The 16830-nt window shown below is 64.4% G+C and carries 12 protein-coding genes; 3 read left to right on the top strand and 9 right to left on the bottom strand.

All coding sequences use genetic code 11. The annotated features are described in order from the left end of the window. Positions 1–51 precede the first annotated feature (51 nt). From K0F85_RS23730 to ybaK, 8 genes are all read right to left on the bottom strand, one after another. On the bottom strand, positions 52–1803 hold the full coding sequence (locus tag K0F85_RS23730) for a cation:proton antiporter (protein WP_219118371.1): 1752 nt from the start codon (positions 1801–1803) through the stop codon (positions 52–54). 106 nt (positions 1804–1909) lie between these two features. After that, a complete protein-coding gene (locus K0F85_RS23725) occupies positions 1910–3154 on the bottom strand; it encodes a metal-dependent hydrolase (RefSeq protein WP_219118370.1) in 1245 nt (414 codons plus the stop codon). A 53-nt stretch (positions 3155–3207) separates the two neighbouring features. Continuing rightward, the gene (locus tag K0F85_RS23720) at positions 3208–4869 is read right to left on the bottom strand and encodes a GDYXXLXY domain-containing protein (RefSeq protein WP_219118369.1); all 1662 of its coding nucleotides are present in this window, start codon (positions 4867–4869) and stop codon (positions 3208–3210) included. After that, positions 4866–5828: a DUF2157 domain-containing protein gene (locus K0F85_RS23715; protein WP_219118368.1), complete on the bottom strand. Its 963-nt coding sequence runs from the start codon at positions 5826–5828 to the stop codon at positions 4866–4868. Before K0F85_RS23715 ends, K0F85_RS23720 begins: the two co-directional genes overlap by 4 nt. Before the next feature lie 41 nt (positions 5829–5869). After that, on the bottom strand, positions 5870–6160 hold the full coding sequence (locus tag K0F85_RS23710) for a DUF427 domain-containing protein (RefSeq protein ID WP_219118367.1): 291 nt from the start codon (positions 6158–6160) through the stop codon (positions 5870–5872). A gap of 70 nt (positions 6161–6230) precedes the next feature. Beyond that, positions 6231–6902, bottom strand: coding sequence for a DsbA family oxidoreductase (locus K0F85_RS23705; RefSeq protein WP_219118366.1), 672 nt, complete (start codon positions 6900–6902; stop codon positions 6231–6233). 90 nt (positions 6903–6992) lie between these two features. After that, the gene (plsY, locus tag K0F85_RS23700) at positions 6993–7637 is read right to left on the bottom strand and encodes a glycerol-3-phosphate 1-O-acyltransferase PlsY (RefSeq protein WP_257638143.1); all 645 of its coding nucleotides are present in this window, start codon (positions 7635–7637) and stop codon (positions 6993–6995) included. Between the two features lie 97 nt (positions 7638–7734). Beyond that, positions 7735–8226, bottom strand: a complete 492-nt coding sequence (gene ybaK / locus K0F85_RS23695; protein ID WP_219118365.1) for a Cys-tRNA(Pro) deacylase — start codon at positions 8224–8226, stop codon at positions 7735–7737. Positions 8227–8263: 37 nt separating this feature from the next. On the opposite strand from ybaK, the gene K0F85_RS23690 reads away from it, so the two are divergent. Then, positions 8264–9241 (top strand): endonuclease/exonuclease/phosphatase family protein, encoded by a 978-nt coding sequence (locus tag K0F85_RS23690; RefSeq protein ID WP_219118364.1) that lies wholly within the window; start codon positions 8264–8266, stop codon positions 9239–9241. Here the strand turns inward: K0F85_RS23690 and K0F85_RS23685 are convergent. Further along, entirely contained in the window at positions 9235–11778 is a 2544-nt protein-coding gene (locus K0F85_RS23685) for an EAL domain-containing protein (RefSeq protein WP_219118363.1), read from the bottom strand. The genes K0F85_RS23690 and K0F85_RS23685 overlap by 7 nt on opposite strands. A gap of 393 nt (positions 11779–12171) precedes the next feature. Here K0F85_RS23685 and K0F85_RS23680 point away from each other — a divergent pair, with 393 nt between their 5' ends. Both K0F85_RS23680 and K0F85_RS23675 read left to right on the top strand, forming a co-directional pair. Further along, on the top strand, positions 12172–13413 hold the full coding sequence (locus K0F85_RS23680; RefSeq protein WP_219118362.1) for an efflux RND transporter periplasmic adaptor subunit: 1242 nt from the start codon (positions 12172–12174) through the stop codon (positions 13411–13413). Positions 13414–13416: 3 nt separating this feature from the next. Then, positions 13417–16536 carry an efflux RND transporter permease subunit gene (locus tag K0F85_RS23675; protein WP_219118361.1) on the top strand — a complete coding sequence of 1040 codons (3120 nt, stop codon included), beginning with the start codon at positions 13417–13419 and terminating at the stop codon, positions 16534–16536. The last annotated feature ends 294 nt before the right edge of the window (positions 16537–16830 follow it).

Here is a 16830-nt window from a genome sequence, read left to right as displayed (position 1 = left end):
ATAGATAATTAGCCAGGCACGGCGACACGCACGCTTGCGCTACAGCTTGCACTACGACAATTTCTTCGCCAGCAACACGGCATTGCGCCGGTCGCGCTCGACTTGCACGATGTCCGTCGTGCGCGCTTCGCTCAAGCCCACCGTGTGCAGCACGGTGGCCGTCAGTTGCAGCGCCGACTCCAGCGCCTCGGGCACGACCAGCGTCGCGCCCGCCTGTATCAGGGCCACCGCATGTGCCTCGTCGCGGGCGCGCGCATACACGGGCAACTGCGGATATTCGCGGCGTATCGATTTCACGGCATGCAGCACGGACGCCGCATGGTCCATGGTCAGCACCACGGCGGCAGCCCGGTCCGCATTCACCTTTTGCAACAGTTCCGCGCGCGAGGCATCGCCGAAATACACGGGGAAACCGCGCGGATGCAGGGTCGTCACCAGCCGCGCATCGTTTTCAATCGCCACATAGGCGATATCCTGCTCCGTCAGCACCTTGGCCAGCAACTGGCCCACCCGGCCGAAACCGGCGATGATGACGGTGCTGCCCTGCGGCGGCAATGCGCCGTGCGCCAGGTCGGCCAGTTGGTGGTGGTGACGCTTTTCCCACCAGTTGCCGAAAGCGCGCGCCGCCTTCGCCAGCGCCGGCGTGGCGAACAGGCTCAGGCCTACCACCAGCATGACGAATTGCGCCACTTGCGGGCCGATCAGCTTGGTACCGAGTGCATACGCGACGACGATGAAGGCGAATTCGCCGCCCTGCCCCAGCAGCACGCCCGTTTCCACGGCGCGCCCCCAGTGAAAGCCGCCGAGGCGGAAAATCACGCTGATGACCAGGGTTTTCACCGCAAACAGGCTCAGCACGGCCAGCGGAATCAGCACGGGCGACTTGACGATTTCGCGCACGTCGATCTGCATGCCCACCGACATGAAGAACAGGCCCATCAGCAAACCTTTGAACGGCTCTATCGTCACTTCCACTTCATGGCGAAATTCCGTCTCCGCCAGCAGCAGGCCGGCCAGCAAGGCGCCCAGCGCCATCGACAGGCCTGCCAGGTATGTGAGGCCCGCGATGCCCAGGGTGCTGAGCAAGGTCAGGGCCATGAACACGTCGGGCTGGCGTTTCTTGACGAAAAACTGGAACAGCGGACGGATGACCCTGCGTCCCAGCAGATAGATCAGCAGGATGGCGCCGGCCGATTTCACGGCTGCAAAGCTGAGCAGATACGCCAGGTCATCGCTGCGTCCGCTGGCGAACACGTCGATCAGGATGAACAGCGGCACCACCATCAAATCCTGGAACATCAGGATGGAAAAACCCGCCTGGCCGCTTGGGGTCTGCAAGGAGCGCTGGTCGGTGAGCAACTGCATCACCACGGCCGTGGACGACAGCGACAGTACCAGCCCCAGCACGATGGACGCTTCCAGCGACAGGCCAAAGTAATACGCCACGCCACCGACCAGGCAAGCGCTGACGGCCACCTGCCCCACGCCCGCGCCGAATACCCAGCGCCGCAGCGCCCACAGCCGTTCCGTCGACAATTCCAGGCCGATCATGAACATCAAGAACATCACGCCCAGCTCGGCCAGGCCGCTGACTTGCTCGGCACGCACGAAGGAAAAATACGTCAGCCACGTGAATTCACCGGCCCACAGGCCGAAGCCGAAGGGGCCGAACAGGGCGCCGACGGCCAGGAAGCCGAGGACCTGGTTGACTTTCAGGCGTTGCAATAGCGGAATAAAAATCCCGGCCAGGGCGAGAAACAGCAGGGTTTCCCGCAAATAAGGTAAGGCGTGTTGCTCTTCCAAGATAATCCTAACTAAATATCATTCATGCTGAGTTGCTAGTGTCGCATGCGCGGCCATGACGATGTCAGTGCACACACGATATTTTTTCCATAAGGCAACATTTCCGCTAATGGCGATCCGCTTGCGGCGGCGCCAGCATGTCCGCGCGGGGCCGCTCCCAGCCCGGCACGTAGGCGGGGCACGGCCGGCTACGGAACTGTTGCAGTTCGACGGTCGTAAAGTTGGGCAACATGGCGGGATTGAAACGCACGTCCGTCAGCTTGTCCGCATTCAGTCTGGGCATGCGGGCAAAGCGGAACCAGGCGTCGGCATAGCAATTGTCCGACTGCAAAGCGCGCAAGGCGGCCAGGCTGCCTGCCGCCTGGGCGGACACGGCAATACCGGGCGCCAGTTGCTGTTCCCGCTTGCCCGTCTCGACCAAGCCGGCCGGGCAGGCGGCCGGCGCCAGCGACTCGGGCAGCAGGCTCAGGGTGCCGCGCCGCAAGGTATACACGTCTGTCCTGCTGTCGAGCGAGACATAGATCCAGCACAGGGGATTGCTGGGAAACGCCGTCATCGCCACATCCCACACGCGCGTGCCGGGGTCCAGGCGCTGCACGGCCGCTTCGATGCGCGTCCGGCCGAGAGCCGAGGCCACGCCTTGTGTGCCAATGAAGGTGGCGGCCAGCGCGAAGGCCAGCAGCAGCGGTCCGCGCCCCCGCTCGCCTGCACGCCCTTGCAGCACGGCCAGTACCACGCCCAGCGCCAGCAAGACAAACAGCGCGGCAGGCGCCAGATAGGTTTGATAGGTAAAGAAACACAGGGCCGCCGCCAGCCCCGCCAGCAGCACGCCTTTGACGCTGCCGTAGCGCAAGGACATGATCACGGGCACGCCCAGCAGCACCCAGAACATGGGTTCGACAATGAAAACCATGTCGCCATACAACCAGCGGCTGTCAAACGGGTAAAACGGGTGCAAGCCATAGGAATTGAGGAAATCCATGCCCATGTGCAAGCAAAATCCCAGCAGCAAACAGGCCGCCAGGCCCAGCCGGGCGGGTAGGCTTTCCCTGAGCAGGCGGCGCGCGCCGGGCCACAGCAGCCATAGCAGGGCCAGCAACAGCAGCGCCTGCGGCAAGGCCAGCAGCAAGGTATGCGTGTGGCCACGGTGGTGCAGCATGTAGCCGAACGGACGCGGCAGCAGCTTGGTCAGCACCAGGTCCAGGTCGGGCGCGTTGCTGGCAAACCAGGCCGAAAAGAGAAACAGCGCGCGCCGGGTGCGCTGGGTGGGGGCTTGCGGCTCGGGCGGCAGGCTGCGATGTACCAGTTCGCCGACCCCGAGGCCGATGACCGAATGCGTAATATTATCCATCGGGCAATTTTACAGGATGGCCGCCCTGGCGCGCTTTTGCACGACACCTTGCGCTACAGCTTTTCCAGCTCCTGGCCGCGCATGCCCACCAGCAAGGCGCGGCCATCGGGCAGCACGCGGAACTCGCCATAGCGTGCCTTTTCCCAGCGCGCCGCCTCGCCTTCCTTGAAGAACCAGGCATCGCTGACCAGCACCCAACTGCCATTCTTCGGCGTCAGCTCGAGCAGGAATTCGCCGGGCGCGAGCGCCTCTTTGGTGTACGGGCGCAGCAGTTCGGCCACGCCGCGCGCATCGCGCCTGGCCACCACGAAGGGCCGGCCAGGCTCCCTGTTCACGCTGGCCAGGGTGCTGAGGACGCCGAGGTTGACGAAATTGAGGCGCATGTAGTCGCCCTGCATCAGCGAACGGGGATCGACAGGCGCCAGCTCCACGAACACAGGCTCGCCCTTGGCAATCAATTGCTCCTTTTGCCAGATGCCGCCATTCGCCACCAGCAACACCAGCAGCAAGCCTCCCAGCACGCCCAGGCGCACGGCGCGGCTGTCGGCCGGCGCAGCCACCGGTTTGCTGTCGACCAGGTGTAATACTGCGCTGCGCGTGGCCAGCCACGACAGGGCGCACAGCAGCGCGCCCGCCATGGCCAGCAGCGCCGCCTTGCTGGCCAGCGGCCAGGCCAGCTGGTAATAAAAACTGCCAAGTATCCACGCGGCAGCCAGCGCCGCCGCCACGGCCACGCGCGAGCGCCCGCTCGTCAAACAATACGCGAGGATCAGCAGCACGGGACCCAGCGCCGGCATGAACCACGCCAGCACGATCAGCACCAGCGCCACGCCGATGGCGGGCAACTGGCGCAGCGCCGGCCAGCGCCACCCCGTCCAGACGGCGGCCGCCACGGCCAGCACAAGCGAGACCCCATTCAACGCCTGCGCATACCAGGCAGCGCCTTGCTGCCGCGTCACTTCACGCGTCACTTCGCCGACAAAGCCACCGCCCACGCTGGCGTCCAGCATGAAGGTCATGCCGGACCAGAAGGCCAGTCCCGCCAGGATCGCCAGCACCCAGCCCGTCGACAGCGATTCCAGCAAGGCGGCAACCGGTGCGCCACGGCCATCATTGAAGGCTTGCTTCTGCAGCCAGTGAGCGCCCAGCCAGCATGCCAGGGCCAGCATCCAGGCCACATACAGTTGCGTGGGATTATTCTCGAAAATCCAGTCGGCCCCGCTATCGACGATGCCCAGCGCCAGCAAGCCGCAGGAGAGCAAGCCCAGCAGCACGCGCAGCCAGTCGCGCGGCAAGGCGGCTGCCACCACCAGGCATGCCAGACACAGCAGCGAGGAAGCCATCTGCGCCGTGCAATCGCGGTACAGCGCATAACCGAGCAAGCCACCTCCCACCAGCAGGCAAGGCACGGCCAGCTGTTCGACAAACAAGGCCACGCCGCGCATGCGGATCAACAGCACGGACACCACCAGCACGATGCCCGCCACGACGTAGGCACCGGGACCGTGGCGCACCACGCTTTCCAGGCCCACGCCCAGCGCAATCATCAGGGGAATGGCGGCCAGCCAGGCGCCGAATGCCGTCATCAGCACCAGCGGCCACGGCCGTACATCCTGCGCCGGCCGGGCAGCGCCGGGCGGCAGCAAGCCGGCGCGCGTGGCGTCATCGATCAGGCTGGCGAGCGCATCGGCTCGCTGACTATTGCTGGTGCTCATGCCGCCTCCTGGCGCGTGCGCCACAGTATGCCTTGCACGGTCAGCGCCAGCAGCACGGCCGCAAACAAGCCAAGCATCACCAGCCTGCCGACACCATCGCCATTGCCCCCATTGAGCAGCACGCGCGCCAGGCCGCCCACCAGCAAGGTGTTGACGCCCAGCGCGACGGCACTGAGGCCGAACACGTCAAAGTAGCGGCGCGTGACCAGCAAGACGCCGGCGACGGCCAGCAAGCCCAGTCCGGCCCAGTACGGCGATGCAAGCTCGCTGCCGAACAGGGCACTGACGGCCGTGCCCGTGATAAGGATGGTGGCGAGCACCAGGCCCAGGCGCAAGGCCCAGTTGCCCGCGCCCGTCCAGCGCGCCAGCAGGGGCGAGACAAACGCACAGGCAAGCAGCACGGCCAGCCAGCCGCTGACGAAAATGGACAGATCGGCCGAATCGATGCGCCAGCTATGCTGCGCATGGGCCTGCATCCACAGGGCGGCGGCCGTGGCCAGCACCAGCATCCACGGCGTCCACAACACGTCGCTGCGCGCCACCAGGCACAGGGGCAAGGCCAGCACGGCCCACAGGGCGAACAATTGCCAGGGATCGGCGCCCGTCTGGTAGGTTTGGCCGAAATACGCGAACAGGCCGCCGATAGCCAGCAAGGCCAGCAGCAGCAAGGGCACGCGCGCCTTGGGCACGGCAAATGCGCCCACGCAAGCGGCGGCAAACACCCCTTGCAGCAGGGCAAAGCGGCCCATGCGGCCCAGCTCTTCCCAGTTGGCGGCAACCCAGCAGATCAGTCCCATGCCCAGCAGCGCGGCGCCCAGCACTGCCACGCCGCGCGGCAGCCAGTAGGCCAGGCGCGCCGGTTCGCGCTGGAAGCCGGCCACCTCTTGCAACTGCCGGGTTTGTTGGGCATCGAGCGCGTTGGCCGAGGCGAGTTGGTACACGGCGAGGCGTAAATCCATCGTCTGCTTTCTGTTGATTTTTAGTATTTTAGTGTGCCGCGTCAGCGCTCGACGCTCACACCGCGCCAGAAGGCGACGTGGCCGGCAATTTGCTTGGCAGCATCCTTGGGCTGGGGGTAAGACCAGGCCGCGTTGGCATTCGTCTGGCCATCGACGACGATGTCGTAATAGCTGGCCGTGCCCTTCCAGAGGCAGATGGTGGTGTGGCTGCTGGGACGCAGGCACTCCTGCGTCACTGCCGATAAAGGAAAATACACATTGTTTTCAACGACTTGCACCTGTGCATCGGTGGCTTGCGCGATGACGGCGCCATTCCATCTGGCTGTTGGCATTTGACTATCCTCCCTCTGTGCCGAGTGTAGCCGAAAAAGCCCGCCATGGCGCGCGCCATTGGCGCCCCGTTCAGCCGCCGCTGATGATCTGGCGCAAGGCTTGCTCAAACACTTCGGGCGGCTGGCCACCGGAAATCAGGTGGCGCTCGTTGATGATGACGGCTGGCACCGAATTGATGCCGTTCTGCTGGTAGAACTTCTCCTGTGCGCGCACCTCGTCCGCGTAGGCGCTTGAGGCCAGCACCTCGGCCGCTTTCACGCTGTCCAAGCCCACGTCGCCCGCCACTTTCAGCAGCACCTCGTGCGAGGACGGGTTCTGGCCCTGCGTGAAATAAGAGTCGAACAGGGCCATCTTGAGTTCCTTCTGGCGCCCTTCCAGCCCGGCCCAGTGCAGCAAACGGTGTGCATCGAAGGTGTTGTAGATGCGGCCGCGCTTGTCCATGGCAAAGGTAAAGCCCAGTTGCTCGCCGCGCGCGCGTATCGCTTCGCGCGATTGCGCCATCTGTTCCGGGGTGGAGCCGTATTTGCGGGCGATGTGTTCGCCGATATCCTCGCCTTCGGGCGGCATATTCGCGTTCAGTTCGAAAGGCTGGAAGTGGATGTCGGCCTGGACGGTATCGTGCAGCTTGTCCAAGGCTTGCTCCAGCGACTTCAGGCCGACCACGCACCAGGGGCAGGAAACGTCGGAAACGAAGTCGATACGGATGGGAGTGGGTGTGGGTGTGGCGGGAGTGGAACTCATGGTGGGCAGCCTTTGCGCGAGTCGGTGGCGGCCGCACCGTGCGGCGCCGCAAACACAGCATATGCGTGCGGGCCGCAGGAATTCAAGCGCTTACTTCTTCTTGCCAGCGGCCTTGGCCGCGTCCTTCTTTCCGCCAATCTTGCTTTCCTTGCCAGAGAGCAAGTTCGCAATGTTCTGGCTATGGCGGTAAGCCAGCAGCACACTCATGACGATGACAGCCAGCAAGATGGGATCGACGCCAAACAGCAAGCCATAGTAAAACGGCGCGAACAGGGCAGCCATCAGGGCTGCCAGCGAAGAATAGCGGAAGGCATAGGCGATGATCAGCCAGGTCGCCAGGGTTGCCAGGCCCAGCCATGGATTGATGCCCAGCAACACACCGAGGGCCGTGGCCACGCCCTTGCCGCCGACGAAACGGAAGAACACGGGCCACAGATGGCCGAGGAAAACGGCGATGGCCACCAGGGCCACGGCCATGTCGCCCACGCCCAGGGCGCTGGAAAAATGCTCGGCCAGGAACACGGCCAGCCAGCCCTTGGCAGCATCGCCCACCAGGGTCATGATGGCGGCGCCCTTGTTGCCGCTGCGCAGCACGTTGGTGGCGCCCGGATTTTTCGAACCATAGGTGCGCGGATCGGCAATGCCGTAGACCTTGCTCATCACCACGGCAAACGATATCGAGCCAAGCAAGTAAGCGGCCACTGTCATTGCCACGGTCGTGATTACTGGATTCATTTCTTCCCTTTATTGTGTTTATTGCACCAGCATCGAGGCTGGCGCAGCAGAATATACACCAGCGCCCGGGTCAAGGACAGGGCGGTGTCGCGTTTTCTTAATCCTGCAGGGCGCACTGCACCGGCTTGGCTTGTAGTAAGTCAAGCAACACCTGCGGCGCCAGCGAGACGAGGAAGCCGCGCCGCCCGCCATTGATATAGATGCGCTCGAGCGCCAGGATGGATTGCTCCACATACACGGGCATTGCCTTCTTGGTGCCGAAGGGCGAGGTGCCGCCTATCATGTAGCCGGAATGGCGCTGCGCCACTTCGGGCTTGCACGGCTCGACGCACTTGCAGCCGATGCCGCGCGCCAGATTCTTGGTCGAGACCTTGCAATCGCCATGCATGAGCACGATCATCGGCTTGGCCGCCTCGTCCTGCATCACCAGGGTCTTGATCACCGCGTGCTCCGGCACCTTCAGCTCGCGCGCCGAGACGCTGGTGCCGCCGTGCTCCTCGTAGGGATACGGGTGTTCTTCGAAGGAAACTTGATGCTTGCGCAGCAGCTGCGTCGCCTGGGTTTCGGAAATATGCTCTTTTTTAGCCATGCGTGATACGCTGATCGTTCAGTGAGGAGTGCTAATTATGCAGCAAGAAATCCGCTTTGCCACCTTCAATGTCTGCAACCTGGCTCCCGCCGGGGCGAAATTGTATGACAACCTGGAACCGTTGAGCCCGGCGCAATACGAGGCGAAGGCAGATTGGACGGCGCGGCAAATCGACCTGCTCGACGCCGACGTGATCGCGTTCCAGGAAATTTTCTCGCAAGCGGCCCTGCGCGACGTGCTGTCGCGCACGCGCCACTACCGCGACGCCGCCCTGGCCGGCCACGAGGCGATGGACGCTGCCGGACGCATGCTGCCCACGGTGGCGCTGGTGTCGCGGCTGCCGCTGGCCGGCGCCGGAGTTGCCTGGGTGAATTTCCCCGCCGGCGTGACCCTCGCCTCCGACAGCCATGCCGCCGAAGACAACGCCTGCCGCTTCGCCCGCGCGCCCCTGCATGTGCAGGTGCACTTGCCAGGCGGACAACTCACCGACGTCGTCGTTGTGCATTTGAAATCGCGCCGGCCCGACTACCGCCACGGCGAAGGCGGCGATGCGGCCGCCTACGCGCTGGCCAACCTGCGTTCGCTGCAGCGGCGCGGTGCGGAAGCGGTGGCCCTGCGCGTGCTGGCGAACGAACTGGGCCACAGCGGCCGTCCGCGCATCGTGCTGGGCGACTTCAACGACATCGCCAATGCCGTCACCACGTCCATCGTCATGGGCGCGGGCGCACCGTGCGAACCAGGCATGGAGATGCGCGCGCGCCTGTACGATGCCAATGCCATCCAGCTGCGCCAGGATGCCTTGCGCCACGTGGGTTATACGAATATCCACGACAGCGCCTACATGACGATCGACCACATCCTCGTGTCCGAGCATTTCCATGCCGCCTCGCCGCGCGCCATCGGCGTGGTGCAGGAAGTGAGCTGCCTCAACGACCATTTGCTGCTGGGCCTGCCACACGCGTCCGACCATGGCCAGGTGCTGGCGCGCATCAGGCTGCTAGGAAATATTCAGTAGTTCAATAATTTAGCCAGCGCACTATCCTCATCCTCACCTCGCCCGCTGGCATAGCGTCCCTGGTATTGCTGGCAGCCCTGCGCCCGCAGATAGGCCAGTTGCCGCGCTGTTTCCACGCCTTCGGCGATCACCGTCAATTGCAGTTCGCGCGCCATGGCGATGATGGTGGCGGCGACGGCCGTATCGGACTCGGCTGGCGCCGCGTCCGCCGCCGCGGGCAGGAACGATGGATCGATCTTGAGTTTATCCACCGGGTAATGGCGCAGATTGGCCAGGCGCGAATAGCCGGTGCCGAAGTCGTCGATGGCCAGCCTGGCGCCCAGTGCGCGCAACTGCGCCAGCACGCCGGCCAGGCGCGCACCGCCCTTCATCAGCAAGGACTCCGTCACTTCCAGTTCCAGGTTGGCGGCAGGCAAACCCGACACGGCCAGCGCCTCTTGTACGCTGAGCAATAAATTGTTGTGCAGGCATTGCGCCGGCGACAGATTCACGGCCACCCACCAGGCCTGGCCCGCATCGTGCCAGGCGCGCGCGCGCAGGCAAGCCTGGTGCAGCACCCAGTGGCCTATCGACACCATCAAGCCGCATTCTTCGGCCACGGCGATGAAGCGCTCGGGCGGCAACAGACCCAGTTGCGGGTGGCGCCAGCGCAACAGGGCTTCGGCGCCGAGGATCTGCCCGCTGGCGACATCGAGCGCGGGCTGGAACTCCAGCACGAATTCATCGCGGCCCAGCGCGGCGCGCAAGCCTTGCTCCAGGCTGGCCCGCTCGACGATTTGCGCATTCATTTCCGCATTGAAAAACTGGAAATTGTTACGCCCGCCTTCCTTGGCGTGGTACATGGCGATATCGGCGTTGTGCATGAGGGTATCGATAGTGTCGCCATCGCTGGGAAAGATGGCCACGCCGATCGAGGCTGCCACCTGCAGCTCGTAGTCGCCCAGCTGGTACACCTGCGTCACGGCATGCAGCAGGCTGGACGCCACATGGGCCGCCTGATCGATGCCGCCCACCTCGGCCAGGATGATGACGAACTCGTCGCCGCCATGCCGGCTGACCGTGTCGACGCCGCGCACGCAGCGCACCAGGCGCCGCGCCACTTCCTTGAGCAGTAAATCGCCCACGTGGTGGCCCATGCTGTCGTTGATATGCTTGAAATGGTCGAGGTCAAGGTACAAGATGGCCAGCATGCTCAGCTTGCGCCGTGCGGCCGCCAGTGCCAGCGACAGCCGGTCCAGCAGCAGCACCCGGTTCGGCAAGTCGGTCAGGAAATCGTGCTCGGCCAGGTGGCGCGTGTGCTCCTCGTTCTTCTTGCGCTCGCTGATATCGCTGAGTATGGCCAGGTAATTGCTCAACTGCCCCTGGCTGTCGCGGATGGCTGTCAGCGATAGCCAGGCCGGATAGCGCCCGCCCGCCTTGCGCTGGCCCACGATATCGCCTTGCCAATAGCCGTTGGCCTCGACTTCATCCCACACGTGATCGAAAAACGCCGGCGTGTCCGGCTCCACGCCATGCAGGGCGAAGGGTTTGCCCAGCATATCGTCCAGGCTGTAGCCGCTGATCTCGCTGTACGCGGGATTCATGCTGACGACGCGCTGCTGCGGGTCCATCACCAGGATGGCGACACTTGCATGCTCGACCACCTGTGCCGACAGGTACAGGGCCCGCTCGGCGAGTTTGCGCGAGGAAATATCGCGGATCACGGCGTAAAACAGCGCTGTCTGGTCGAGCGTGACGGAGGTGAGCAGCACTTCGCCCCAGAACAATTTCCCCTGGCAGGTTTGATAATGCCAGTCGTAGCGCCAGGTGCCCTGGGCGTGGGCCTGCGCCATCAGTTGCGTGCCGCGCAACGATGACAAGGCGCCGTCGGGCTGGCGCAGCGGCGAAAAGTCGCTGAGGCGGCGCCCGAGCAGCCGCGGCCGGTCTTCGCATTGAAACAAGGCAATAGCGGCCGGGTTGGCTTCGGCGATGTATTCATCGCGCAACAGCACGATGGCGTCGGCGGACTTGTCGTATAAATGACGGAAATTGTCACCCATCAGTAACAAGCCACCCTGCGCCGCGCCATCCTGGCCACTGGCCGTGATGTCGACATCGATGCAGACCACTTGCAGCACGCGCCCGCACAGTACGACGGGAAACACGGTGGAACAGATGCGGCGCGGCGCGGCCCCATCGGCGTCCAGCTTCCACAGGCGCATGCTGCGCGCCTTGCCGCTCTCCCACACGGTCGCCAGTTCGCTGGACACCTGCTCGGCCACGGTGGCCGCGTCCGGCAGCGTGGCAGCCACCCTGCTCCAAGGCTGTCCCAGCGCCAGCTCGGCCGCCACGCCGTACAGGCGCGCCGCGCCAGCGCTCCAGTAGCGCACGATGCCGTCGCGGTCGATGCCGCGCACGGCCAGGCCAGGCGCCTGCTCGACGGCAGCAACAATGATCGATAACAAGTCCAGCGCCTTGCCGGCCGGCCCCGCCTGCGGTTCGGCGGCGGCAAGCAGGCTGCCCGGCGACGGGGCGGTTCCGACGATCCGATCAGACATCAGTCCTCCCGTGGCGCGGCCGCACGGCAACCGGCGAGCGTCTGGCCCGTCCGGTAGCGCAACCATCCTGCCCATTCTTGCGCGCCGGCGAATCGGCTTCTTGAGGATGCGCAAGCATCGTGAGGTGCAGACCATCCATGCCGGCCGCGGTCTTTGGTCGCCGTTTTTTGCATTCCAGCCCCGCTTTTGTGCAATCTGTCGCACGGCGATGGCGACAGGACTTGAATCTTCCTAAAGTGGCAACATGCGCATCGCCGTGAACGGGCGCAGCGGCAGGCGTGCTGTCTGCGGCCGCCACGGTGATGCGCTACCCGAATTCCCCCCGGCCAGCCGCAGGCCGGCCGCACCGAGACCTGGCGCCGAACCCCTGCGCCGCTCCTGACTAAAAAATCTATGAAAAACGAGACCCTGCCCCCCGCCTCCCCCCTTGCAGCCACGCGCCGCCGGCGCTGGCGCACCCCCGTGCTGATCCTCGTCGTGCTCGGCCTGGCCGGCGGCGGCTGGACGGTGCTGCAATCGAAGCAGCAAGCCGCCAAGGCTGCCGAACTGCAAGCGAGCAAGAAGAAGGAGCAGGCCAAGACGCCCGTGCATGAACTGGCACAGGGCGACGTGGCCGCCATCGATGCGCGCGCGCTCAGCATCAGCCTGCCACTGTCCGGTTCGCTGGCGCCCGTGACCCAGGCCACCATCAAGGCCAAGGTCTCCGGCGTCATCCAGGAAACGACCTTGCAGGAAGGCCAGCAAGTAGCCAACGGGCAAATCCTCGTGCGCCTCGATGCGGCCGACCAGCGCGCCCGCCTGACGCAGCAGCAAGCCATGCTGGACGAGGCGCAAGCGCGCCTGTCGATGGCCAGCAAGAATGAAGCGAACAGCCAGGCACTGCTCAAGCAAAAATACATTTCGCAGACAGCCTACGACACCACGCAAAACTCGGTCGACCTGGCACGCGCCAACGTCAAGTCCGCCGCCGCCATGCTCGATATCGCCCGTATCGCGCTGGCCGACACGGTGATCCGCGCGCCCATGGCCGGCATCATCAGCAAGCGCCACCTGCAGGCAGGCGAAAAGGTCGCGCCCGACATGCCCGTCTACACCATCGTCAACCTGGCACAGCTGACCCTGGAAGCGCCCGTGCCCAGCGCGGACATTCCGCGCATCAAGCTGGGCCAGGAGGTGCACTTCAAAGTTGACGGCTTCGACGCGCGCGACTTTGCCGGCAAGGTCACGCGCATCAATCCCACCACCGAAAGCGGCTCGCGCGCCATGCTGGTCTACATCGCCGTCGACAATGGCGATGGCGCACTGCGCGGCGGCATGTTCGCCAAGGGCAGCATCGTCACCGAGCGCTCGCCCGTGGCGCCGCTGGTGCCGTTGACGGCCGTGCGCAATGAAAAGCAGGGCCCCGTCGTGTATGCACTGGTGAACAACAAGGTGGTCGCACAGCCCGTCACACTGGGACTGCGCAACGAGGACGAAGGCTATGCGGAAGTGACGTCCGGCCTGGTGCCGGGCGCGAAAGTCATCATCGCCAAACTCGATGGCGTGAAACCCGGGCACGGCGTGACCTTCGCCGCACAATCAGGGACACCCGCCGCCCCTGGCGCGCCGGCAGCCGTGCTGGCACGGAAGGATTAAACCATGTGGATGACCAAAGTCAGTATTCAAAACCCCGTCTTCGCCACCATGGTCATGGTGGCGCTGGTGGTGCTGGGCATATTCTCCTACCGCGGCCTGGGCGTGGAAAGCATGCCCAGCGTGCAGTTCCCGTTCGCCGCCATTGAAGTGAACTACCCCGGCGCCTCGCCCGAGGCCGTGGAAAACGACATCACGCGCCCCATCGAAGACGCTGTCAACACCGTCAGCGGCATCAAGACCATCCGCGCCAATTCGTGGGAAGGGCGCGCCGGCGTGTACCTGGAATTCGAGCTGTCGACCAATATGGACAAGGCCATGCAGGACTTGCGCGACAAGGTGGCACTGGTGCGCCCGCGCTTCCCGAAAGAAGCCAAGGACCCGTTCATCGCGCGCGCCGAAGGCGACAACGAGCGCCCCATCGCCACCATCGTGCTGACCTCGACCGGGCATGACCTGCGCGCGCTGTCGACCATGACGGAGCAGATCATCAGCAAACGCTTCCAAGGCGTGGCAGGCGTGGGGCAAGTCAAGCTGCGCGGCCTGCGCGCGCGCCAGATCCTCATCAGCATGAAGCCGATCGAACTCAATGCCCAGGGCATCGGCGTCGATGAAGTGATCCGCGCCATCCAGGCCACGAATACCAACCTGCCGGCCGGCTCCATCAGCCATGGCGCGGCCGAACAACTGGTGCGCGTGGAAGGCAAGATCAAGGATGCGCGCGAATTCGGCAAGATCATCGTCGCGCGCCGCGCCATCGGCCCCGTCTACCTGGACCAGGTAGCCACCGTCGTCGACGGCGAGCAGGAAGAACTGTCGATCTCGCGCATGAACGGCCAGCAAGCCGTGACCATGGAAATCACCAAGGTGCAGGATGCCAACGTGGTGGAAGTGGGCACCGGCATACTGAAAGTGGCGTTTGATTTGCAAAAGACGCTGCCGCCCGATATCAAGCTGCGCGTGCTGGACGACGAATCGGAACGCGTGCAAAGCCAGCTCAATAACGTCAAGCGCACCATCATCGAAGGCGCCGTGCTGACCATGGTGATCGTCTTCCTGTTCCTGCACTCGTGGCGCTCGACCATCATCACGGGCTTGACCTTGCCGATCTCCGTGCTGGCCAGTTTCATCGCCATGAAAGCCTTCGGCTTTACCCTGAACTTCCTGACCCTGATGGCGCTGTCCCTGTGCATAGGCCTGTTGATCGATGACGCCATCGTGGTGCGCGAAAACATCGTGCGCCACCTGGGCATGGGCAAGAACCACTACAAGGCGGCCAACGACGGCACCAATGAAATCGGCCTGGCCGTAATGGCCACCACGTTCGCCATCGTCGCCGTATTCGTGCCGGTGGCCTTCATGGACGGCATCATCGGCCGCTTCTTCCTGCAGTTCGGCATCACCGTGGCCGTCGCCGTTCTCATCTCGCTGTTCGTCAGCTTTACGCTCGACCCCATGCTCTCGTCCGTCTGGCGCGATCCCGTCAAGGACCGCTTCAAATACGCGCCGTGGCTGGGCCGCTTCATGGCCTGGATCGAGACGGGCATCGACCGCCTGCACGTCTGGTATGGCAAGGTGCTGGCAGTGGCCCTGCGCTGGCGCAAGACGACGCTGGCCACGGCCGTGGCGCTGTTCGCGGGCAGCCTGATGCTCGTGCCGATGATCGGTGGCGAGATGTTCCCGGAAACGGACCAGGGCTGGGTTAACCTGCGCTTCAAGACGCCCGTCGGTTCCAGCCTCGCCTACACGGATTCCAAGGTGCGCCAGATCGAAACGGCCCTGAAGGAATTTCCCGAAATCGACAGCCTGGTGGCCAATATCGGCACGCCGGACGGACGCAACGCGGCCGAGGTGAACCTGAAACTGACGGACATCAAGACGCACAAGCGCCGCTCGCAGCAGGAACTGGAAAAGCTGATCCGCGAACGCCTGGCGCCGATTGCCGGCATTACCCTGTCGGTGGGCAACCGCCCCATCTTCATCGCCATCCTCGGTACCGACGAAGGCAAGCTTGATGACGTGGCGCACCGCCTGATGGACAAGATGCGCAGCATCAAGGGACTGGCCGACATGGAATACAGCCAGGAAGGCGCCAATCCGTCGACCACCGTGAAGATCAATAACGAACTGGCCAGCGACCTGGGCTTGTCGGTGCAGCAGATCGGCAATGCCCTGCGACCGTTCGTGGCGGGCGACACGGTCAGCCACTGGTTAGCCAGCGACGGGCAAAACTACGACGTCAATGTGCAACTGCCCAAGTCGGGCCGGCAAAAGGTGGCCGACCTGGCCGACCTGTCGCTGGCGTCCAGCAAGCTCGATGCGAATGGCAAGCCGATCATGATACCGCTGCGCCAGGTGGTCGACTTCGTGCCGTCGTCCAGCCCGCAGGTGCTGAAACGCCAGGCCTTGCAACGCCGCGTCGCCATCTATGCTGGCGTGCAGGGCCGCCCTGCCGGCGACGTCGACGCCGACGTGCAGAAGGCCATCAAGTCCATCGACCTGCCGCCAGGCGTGCGCTTCGACGTGGCCGGCAACGCGCAGCAGATGGCCGAAACCATGGGCGGCGCCATGATGGCGCTGGGCATTGCGGTGATCTTCATCTACCTGGTGCTGGCCTCGCAGTTCGGCAGCTTTCTGCAGCCGATCGCCATCATGGTGTCCTTGCCGCTGTCCCTGATCGGCGTGCTGGCTGCGCTCCTGATCACGGGCAGCACCCTGAACATCTTCTCCGTGATCGGCTTCATCATGCTCATGGGACTGGTCACCAAGAATGCGATCTTGCTGGTCGACTTCACCAACCAGCGCCAGCGCGAAGGCCTGGGGCAGTTCGAAGCGCTGATGGAAGCGGGGCAAGTGCGCTTGCGCCCCATCCTGATGACGACCCTGGCGATGGTCTTCGGCATGCTGCCGATGGCCATCGGCATGGGCGACGGCGGCGAATCGCAGGCGCCGATGGGCCGCGCCGTCATCGGCGGCGTGATCACTTCGACCCTGTTGACCCTGGTGGTGGTGCCCGTCGCCTACACCTACCTCGACAGCCTGGGCAAGCGCGCCGCGCGCTTTTTCGGCGGCAGCGGCGGCGAGCATGCCCATACCGATGCCGACGGCGAAGCGCATGCCCACTGATTGACCGGTCGCCTACACCGTCCCCGCATTGGCGGGGACGACGCGGCGGCTTCCTGAAGAGAGCTTCAGTTGACCAAAGCTGCCCCACTGGCTAGACTGTCCCCGTTATCAATGATATGGAGTGACTCGTGGGTGCTTGTTCCAGTGACAGTAGTCGATTGACCACCGGCGATCGGCCTTAGGCAAGACGCGCGCATTCCGCCCGCCTGGCCCATGGCAAGGTGCGGTTTTACCTGCGGCGATGCACATTCGCCGCCACTTCCCTCCTCATCGTTCCACCGTTATCGTCTGCTG

The organism is Janthinobacterium sp. UMAB-56 (assembly GCF_900095265.1).
Classification (GTDB): domain Bacteria; phylum Pseudomonadota; class Gammaproteobacteria; order Burkholderiales; family Burkholderiaceae_D; genus Janthinobacterium.
The sequence above is the reverse complement of the archived record's forward strand: the minus strand, read 5'-3'. Positions and strand labels throughout refer to the sequence as shown.

Coding starts and splice junctions, on each gene's coding strand:
- K0F85_RS23725 (WP_219118370.1), bottom strand. CDS start 3,154: ATGGATAATATTACGCATTCGGTCATCGGCCTCGGGGTCGGCGAACTG.
- K0F85_RS23720 (WP_219118369.1), bottom strand. CDS start 4,869: ATGAGCACCAGCAATAGTCAGCGAGCCGATGCGCTCGCCAGCCTGATC.
- K0F85_RS23715 (WP_219118368.1), bottom strand. CDS start 5,828: ATGGATTTACGCCTCGCCGTGTACCAACTCGCCTCGGCCAACGCGCTC.
- K0F85_RS23710 (WP_219118367.1), bottom strand. CDS start 6,160: ATGCCAACAGCCAGATGGAATGGCGCCGTCATCGCGCAAGCCACCGAT.
- K0F85_RS23705 (WP_219118366.1), bottom strand. CDS start 6,902: ATGAGTTCCACTCCCGCCACACCCACACCCACTCCCATCCGTATCGAC.
- plsY (WP_257638143.1), bottom strand. CDS start 7,637: ATGAATCCAGTAATCACGACCGTGGCAATGACAGTGGCCGCTTACTTG.
- ybaK (WP_219118365.1), bottom strand. CDS start 8,226: ATGGCTAAAAAAGAGCATATTTCCGAAACCCAGGCGACGCAGCTGCTG.
- K0F85_RS23690 (WP_219118364.1), top strand. CDS start 8,264: ATGCAGCAAGAAATCCGCTTTGCCACCTTCAATGTCTGCAACCTGGCT.
- K0F85_RS23685 (WP_219118363.1), bottom strand. CDS start 11,778: ATGTCTGATCGGATCGTCGGAACCGCCCCGTCGCCGGGCAGCCTGCTT.
- K0F85_RS23680 (WP_219118362.1), top strand. CDS start 12,172: ATGAAAAACGAGACCCTGCCCCCCGCCTCCCCCCTTGCAGCCACGCGC.
- K0F85_RS23675 (WP_219118361.1), top strand. CDS start 13,417: ATGTGGATGACCAAAGTCAGTATTCAAAACCCCGTCTTCGCCACCATG.